This window comes from Chamaesiphon polymorphus CCALA 037 (assembly GCF_003003845.1).
Classification (GTDB): Bacteria; Cyanobacteriota; Cyanobacteriia; order Cyanobacteriales; family Chamaesiphonaceae; genus Chamaesiphon; species Chamaesiphon polymorphus.
Map to the genome: position 1 here is coordinate 1 of NZ_PVWO01000294.1, position 7,258 is coordinate 7,258.

At 46.1% G+C, this 7,258-nt stretch carries 5 protein-coding genes; 1 reads left to right on the forward strand and 4 read right to left on the reverse strand.

Features of this window, described 5'->3' with window-relative positions; all coding sequences use genetic code 11:
• Positions 1 to 244: 244 nt before the first annotated feature.
• On the reverse strand, positions 245 to 1,165 hold the full coding sequence (locus tag C7B77_RS19365) for a hypothetical protein (RefSeq protein WP_106308535.1): 921 nt from the start codon (positions 1,163 to 1,165) through the stop codon (positions 245 to 247).
• A 537-nt stretch (positions 1,166 to 1,702) separates the two neighbouring features.
• Here C7B77_RS19365 and C7B77_RS19370 point away from each other — a divergent pair.
• Positions 1,703 to 5,902 carry a phytase gene (locus C7B77_RS19370; protein WP_106308538.1) on the forward strand — a complete coding sequence of 1,400 codons (4,200 nt, stop codon included), beginning with the start codon at positions 1,703 to 1,705 and terminating at the stop codon, positions 5,900 to 5,902.
• 132 nt (positions 5,903 to 6,034) lie between these two features.
• Here C7B77_RS19370 and C7B77_RS19375 read toward each other — a convergent pair whose 3' ends face one another.
• The 3 genes from C7B77_RS19375 to C7B77_RS29345 form a co-directional block, all read right to left on the reverse strand.
• Entirely contained in the window at positions 6,035 to 6,403 is a 369-nt protein-coding gene (locus tag C7B77_RS19375) for a clan AA aspartic protease (RefSeq protein WP_106308541.1), read from the reverse strand.
• Positions 6,403 to 6,675: a hypothetical protein gene (locus tag C7B77_RS19380; protein ID WP_106308544.1), complete on the reverse strand. Its 273-nt coding sequence runs from the start codon at positions 6,673 to 6,675 to the stop codon at positions 6,403 to 6,405. The genes C7B77_RS19375 and C7B77_RS19380 overlap by 1 nt, the downstream gene beginning before the upstream one ends.
• A gap of 94 nt (positions 6,676 to 6,769) precedes the next feature.
• Positions 6,770 to 7,207: a hypothetical protein gene (locus C7B77_RS29345; protein ID WP_146138406.1), complete on the reverse strand. Its 438-nt coding sequence runs from the start codon at positions 7,205 to 7,207 to the stop codon at positions 6,770 to 6,772.
• Between the last annotated feature and the right edge of the window lie 51 nt (positions 7,208 to 7,258).

Consider the following 7,258-nt stretch of genomic DNA (forward strand, 5'->3'; position numbering starts at 1 on the left):
AAAACTAATTACTCCGACTTTTTTCATTACCAATCAATTTTTGAAAGACTATTCTCCTACTTTTTCAGCAAGCCCTACGTGGGCAATTGTCCCCAGCCGATGGGTATTAGTGCTGTCTGGAGTTCACCCGCGATCGATGACTCGACGCTAATCGAGTGGTTGAATGCAATTTAGATCGATCGGTGCGAATAGCAAAAGCCAGCTCTAGATGTTCTAGAGCTGGCTTTTGTTTGGGGGTTAGATGTTAGTTTTGCTCATCGGTATCGTCGAGAAACAAATCATTTTTTCCTTCTAGCTCAATTGCGTCAATCCGCAGTTTTTCCTTGTTGACAAGAGCCTGAAGCTGTTCCATGTAGGCGATCGCGTTTGGATTTTCTAAGATACGATTAGATTCTTCAAGTTTATCGATCGCATCTTCTTGTGCTTTATCCGAAAAGAAAATGTATTTTTCTTCAGTGCTAATATCTTGTGCTGCGGGGTAAGCCTGAACAAAATCAAGCAGCAAAAAAGGATTTTCAGCTTTAACCAAACTTCCAAAACAAACATTCTTAGCGATTTTTGCCGATCGTAAGCTATATTCTCGTAATTTACGCTCAATCAACCACTCGAAATGCTTGGCATCGCAATGTATTAATGTCCAGAAATGAGGAGGCACAAAGCCTGTCAAGGTTTCTTCTATTAGCTCCCACTCATCTTCTGGGTGCATCATCGAACAATTTTGCAATAGTTTTAGCTGCTCGAAAGAGAGGCTTTCAAGCAGATCGGAGTACTCTTGCTTGGGTTTTGGCTTTTGATAGCCTAACTCATGCTGAATCCAAGCTCGGATTCCGATCGCCACAAAAGACGAAAGTACTGCTTTCGCCTGCTCGGTACAATTTTCTTCAGCGTAGAACGCATAATATTCAACTATTACCGCAAACGCAAGATCGGGGATTCCAACCTGAGAATAATTGGAGAAGTTCGCACCCTTAAAACCTCTATCAATAAGCATTTCAGCCATTTTAGAAGGTGAGAAGTTCGCACCCTTGAACTTGAGGTTAGATCTTAATGCTGAATCCGAGATCCCTAATGCTCTCGCAGCCCCGCGAATAGTAATAGAAGATTGACCTTCCGAAGTCAGCTTAAACTCTTTCTTGATATCGTCTGGTATGTGTATAATAGACATGTTAGATTTACTAGTTGAATTTAGCCACAGAGCGCGGTTCCAGCTTTCGAGGTTGAGCCGCGCTTTTGTGTATTTGCATAAATCTATTATATCACAAACACTACTTTTAGCTTGATTAATTTGGCTGGGTTGCTAACAATTTAGATAAAATTCAGAGTTTGTATTACACGATTCCTAGTGAAAAATAACGAAATTAGGCGACAAATTTGGTATGTTTGTAGTAAACCCTCAAACTATTATGTAGAGTCTGTTTGAGCTTACTTACAAAGTTAGTGGCTATTTTAGAATAGTTACTTACATTATTGGTGGCTAATCACACTTCAGGGCAAAAAGATTATCGACAGATTAAGTAATAGTTAAAAGAAACTCAAAAGCTAACGCCTGTCATACATCTTCAACAAACGCGATCGTTTTTATACAGCATTCGTTCGCGATTATACAGTTTACTAAGTGTTTAACCGATCGATATTCACAACAATAGCGGGATCGCTCTACCGAATCGGCATTTATTTAAGTTCCTCATCCTGACAATAAAATATGAGTACAGTTAGTGGCACGAATATTCGCTTCGCTCAGTTTAATGCGTCTCTAAACCGTAACGCTGACGGTCAACTGATTAACGATCTGTCCAACCCAGTAATTTCCGACACTAGAGCGATCGGCGCGGCTGACAATCCCAATCGCAACCAGGCATTGCGGGTGCAGCAGGCCAAAAACGCTGCCGAAATCATTCAACGCAATAATCCCGACGTATTGTTGATTAATGAGTTCGATTTTAATGCAGCAAATCCGAGTAAAGCTGTCGAACTATTTATTAATAACTTCCTCAAAGTCGGACAAAATGGTGCTAGTCCGGTAGATTATAAATATTTTTATATCGCGCCCAGCAATACTGGGATTCCATCGGGTTTCGATCTGAATAATAATGGCAGTACCGTTACGACGCTGACCGATGGCATCGGCGATGCTGGTTACGGTGACGACTCGTTTGGGTTCGGTAACTTCCCAGGTCAATTTGGGATGGTGGTGTTATCGAAATACGAAATCGACACGGCAAATGTGCGGACTTTTCAGAATTTTCTCTGGAAAGATATGCCAGGAAATTTACTCACTAACGATCCGACGGTAGATAATCCAGCGACAACCGTTAATGAAAACCTGAATGGTTTCTACTCGGCGGCAGAAATTGAGAAATTGCGGTTATCTTCCAAGAGCCATTGGGATGTACCGATTAAAGTTAATGGCGAAATCGTCCACGCCCTCGTCAGCCACCCCACACCGCCTGTTTTCGATGGCGCGGAAGACCGGAATGGAAAGCGAAATTCCGATGAAATTCGCTTTTGGGCGGATTATGTTTCTCCGGGACAAGGTAGCTATATCTACGATGATAAGGGTGGTAGAGGCGGTATTGCTGGCGGTTCGAGTTTCGTGATTATGGGCGACCAAAATGCCGATCCGCGCGATGGCGATAGTTATAAAAATGCCATCAATCAGTTGTTAGGCAACCCCAATATCAATACCAATTCGATTCCGACTAGTGCGGGTGGGCCACAACAAGCGACACTTCAGGGCTTAATTAATAACACCCAAACTGGAAATCCGGCGTTCGATACGGCGGATTTTGCCGATAGCGGTACCAATCCTGGTAACTTGCGGACGGATTATGTACTGCCTTCAGCCGATCTGAGAATTAATAATAGTGGCGTATTTTGGCCGTTAAATACCGATCCGACGTTTGCGCCTGTGGGCGTATTTAATCCGGCTTTACCTGGTGGCTTCGCGACTTCGGATCATCGGTTGGTATTTGTGGATGTCCAAGCTGGTGTCACTCCGAGCGGTAGATCGGTTGCGAGTTCGGGTTTTGTCGGACAAAAGACATTCGCCACTGGAACGATTCCGGCTGGTGCGGCGGGGAAAATCAATGGCGTGGATGTGCCGCTGGGTGGCTTGTCGGGCGTAACTTACGATGCTGCGAAAAATCAGTATTATGCGATTTCTGACGATCGATCTTCGGATGCACGGTTCTATACTTTTACCCTCAATCCGGTTAATGGCGACGTAACTTTTACCAATGTCGTCCAACTCAAGGATGCCAGCGGTAAACCTTTCGCGCTCAATAGTCTCGATCCTGAAGGCATCGCCCTCACTCAGAATGGCACCGTATTTATTTCCTCTGAAGGTGAGGCGAACCAAGCCGCTGGGCGCGTTTCCAACCCATTTATCAAGGAGTTTTCCCTGACAACCGGACAAGAAATTCGATCGCTCCCCGTATCGACTAAATTCTTGCCCAAAGTCACCGATACCAACGGGAATGGCATCGTCGATGCACCCGATACCCAAACCGCCGGAATTCGGAATAATGCTGCGTTTGAGAGTCTAACCATCTCACCCGACAAAAAAACGTTGTATACAGCTACCGAAAATTCCTTATTTCAGGATGGCACGGTGGCTACGCCGACTACGGGTACTAATTCGCGGATCGTCCAGTACAACTTGGTTACGGGTCAACCCGAAAAAGAATACATCTATCAAACCGATCGAGTCGCCCTGGCACCGATTCCCGCAAATGCCTTTGCTACCAATGGTTTGGTCGATCTACTGGCGATCGACGATCGCGGCACCTTCTTGGCTCTAGAACGCTCGTTCTCTACAGGTGTCCCTGGTACTGGCAATACGATTAAGATTTACGAGGTATCCTTGCAAGGCGCGACGGATATTAGTTCGATCGATAGTTTGGCAAGTCTCACTCCAGCTCAATTAGCCGCTCTCCAACCCGTCCAAAAACGGTTGGTGTCGAACTTAGACGATCTGAAACTGCCCACGGGTACCGATAACATCGAAGGTTTAACGTTTGGCCCCAAACTCGCTGACGGTCGCCAATCGATCGTGTTAGTCAGCGATAATAACTTCAGTCCGACCCAGTTCACCCAGATTATTACCTTGGGTGCCGACTTGGTACCAACTGCCACCCCAACTGTTGAAACTCGTCCCGCGCTCCTAGACGATGGTTCGCTACCCTTCAGTCAGCGGGCGGATGCTGACGATCCGGCGGTGTATGTCAATGCCACCGACTCGGCGAAAAGCTTGGTCGTTACCAGCGTTAAAAATGGCGGTTTGCGGGTGTATGACCTATCCGGCAATCTGATTCAAACCATCAATCCTAGCAATCCTGACATTCGTTACAACAATGTCGATCTGCAATATGGATTCACATTAGGCGGTCAAAAAATCGATATCGCCGTCGCTAGCGATCGCAATAACGATAAACTAGCAATCTTCAAGATTAATCCAGCGGGTACGGGTGGTAATTATCTCGAAAATATTACCGACACCAGTGCAGCGACGATCTTCCAAAGCGCACCATTTACCGCGCCCTTCTCGGCATCATCAACCAGTGCTTATGGCTTGGCACTCTACCGCAGCCCCGTCAGCAACGACTACTACGCCTTCACCACTCGCCGTCAAACTGGCGATGTCGCTCAACTCAAATTGGTCGATAAAGGTAACGGCAAAATCGGTTACGAACTAGTTCGCAACTTCACGGTTCCGTCCTCTTCCACCGCTGGTGCAACCCCGCAAACCGAAGGCATCGTTGCCGACCAAGAAACCGGACAACTATACATCGGTCAAGAAGATGTTGGGATCTGGAAATTTGATGCCGAACCGAATGGTCGCTCGACAGGCATCCTCATCGATAAAGTCAAAGCCGAAGGCGGTAAAAACCTCACTAATGATGTCGAAGGTTTGACTATTTACTACGGTAAAAATGGCACGGGTTATTTACTCGCCTCCAGTCAAGGCGATAATACCTTTGCCGCCTACACTCGCGAAGGTAGCAATAACTTTATCGGACGATTTGGCATTGGCAATAACGGCTCGATCGATAGCGTCCAAGAATCTGACGGCGCAGAAGTCATCAACGTCCCTCTCGGTGCCAACTTCCCCAACGGCATATTCATCACCCAAGATGGTAACAACGACCCTGCCAAAATCGTCGATGGTGAGAATATCAGCACCAACTTCAAATTCGTACCATTTGAAAATATCGCTAATACCTTCCCCACGCCCCTGACGATCGATACTACCAGCTACAATCCCCGCAATCCGATCGCTAGACCCCAAGCTCTGGCTCAAGCCGCTAACTTAGTCTCTGGTACTACTGGTGCTGACAATTTAGTTGCCGGAGTAACCGGATTCGACGGGATTAATGACATCGTATTTACTGGTTCTGGTAACGATAGCGTAGATGTATCGAGCGCAGGTGCCAATGCTCGTAATAACCGGATCGATACTGGTAGCGGTAATGACGAGATCTTTGTTGGCAATAACGATCGCGCTTTTGGTAGTATTGGTGACGATATCCTCGATGCTACCGATGCTACTGGCTACCGGATCTCTGCTGGTGCTGGCAACGATACCCTATTTCTCGGTACCAATGGTCGCGCTTTAGGTGGCGATGGCAACGATAAGTTATTCGTCGGTGCTGGTGGCGGAAATATCCTCTCTGGTGGTGCAGGTGCCGACCAATTCTGGATCTATAACGGTGAAGCTCCTGCAAGTGCGAATACGATCGTGGATTTCCAAATCGGCACTGATGTATTAGGCATTACTGGCGGAGTTAAATTTACCGACTTGACTCGGACTGGTAATAATATCGCGATCGGTGGTAACACGATCGCTACTTTAACTGGTGTCGATACTACGACTCTGACCGCATCTAACTTTGCGTTTATCTAATTCCACTCACACGATCGGCACAACTCGTCAAAAGATGAGTTGTGCCGATTTTTTTCGATTCTCGATCGTCAGGATCGAATAACGTTCGGATTTTCTAATCGATCGCTCCGAAAGAGGGGGTTCGACACGAAATCATATTGCTTCAATTTTGACGATACCTCCCTCAACATTATCGACCTGCAATCGATATCCGCGAAGTATTGCCAATCCTAGCAGGGGTTCCGTCTCTGATTCAGCAATATCGATCGAGCGATACTGACCATCCCAGATGACGGTTCCGGCGTAAAAGTCAAACAGTGTTTTGCTGCCATCCCCCAAGGTCGCTACGTTGGAAGTTCTCCAAGGCAATCCAAGACGAACGATTATTTCAGATGGCAAAGACAAGAATCCATCAAATCCGGTATCAATTACGGTATTGACGAACTCTCGTTGCCCATTCGAGTTCCCGACAACAATGGGAAGCGTTAGTTCATACCGAAAGTTAACAACTCCGTGAATCATTAATCCTTTTTCAGACTCCTCGCTCCAAAATGATAGACAGCACTGTGTCCGATTCGTAGCGTCCAAGGTTGAGCATCCGGCTGGCGTTCAAATAGCCGATCGGTTGCACCCATGACAGTTTCATCGACCTCAAAATCTCCAGTTTCGATATCGATCGCTACAATTTTGCCATCATTTCCGGCTTCGACTTGCTGCCGAATCCCTGACTCATAGAGTTCTTGCCCACGTCGGGCTAACTCTTCTTTGCTATAACGTCGTTGGCGGACTGCCATAGGATCGCTTTGTGTTGTAACTTTGCCCTTCCATTTTAACCCAGTAGTCAAAGGCAGAAGTTTAGATACTTTTGGTGATGAGCGATCTCGCTAATTATGGACAGACCAATTGGACGATCTTCTGATACCCAGCTTCGGGAGTTGCGAAAGCCGAATACGTTTTCCGATTCCCTCCACACTTCCATTGAACGGAATAGTCTTTGGCACAACCAGATGCTGGATCGCCAATAACTGTGTAGTCTACTGTGTAATTACATGAATTGTTTCCGTTACATGCTGATGCAATCTGATTAGTTACATTGCCACGTGTTACACGGCAATTTCCACCGTATGTAGCTTCTACAACCTGAATACCGCTTGCATTCACAGGCTTAGACACAAGTTGTCCACACACAATCTCTCCAGTAGATGTTTTTACACAAGCTTCTTGAGGAGCCGCCATTGTTGGAGAACTAAATGTAGTTACACCCAACGCACAAAGAGTCATCAATGCGTTCACTTTTGAGATGCGAGAAGAAAAGAATGATTTCACAGTAGTACTCCTCTAAGTTTCTTGAGACTCGAACTGAACATCAGTCTGAAT

Excerpts from the sequence above, each read along its gene's own strand:
- C7B77_RS19370 (WP_106308538.1), top strand. The coding sequence starts at position 1,703 with ATGAGTACAGTTAGTGGCACGAATATTCGCTTCGCTCAGTTTAATGCG.
- C7B77_RS19375 (WP_106308541.1), bottom strand. The coding sequence starts at position 6,403 with ATGATTCACGGAGTTGTTAACTTTCGGTATGAACTAACGCTTCCCATT.
- C7B77_RS19380 (WP_106308544.1), bottom strand. The coding sequence starts at position 6,675 with ATGGCAGTCCGCCAACGACGTTATAGCAAAGAAGAGTTAGCCCGACGT.
- C7B77_RS19365 (WP_106308535.1), bottom strand. The coding sequence starts at position 1,165 with ATGTCTATTATACACATACCAGACGATATCAAGAAAGAGTTTAAGCTG.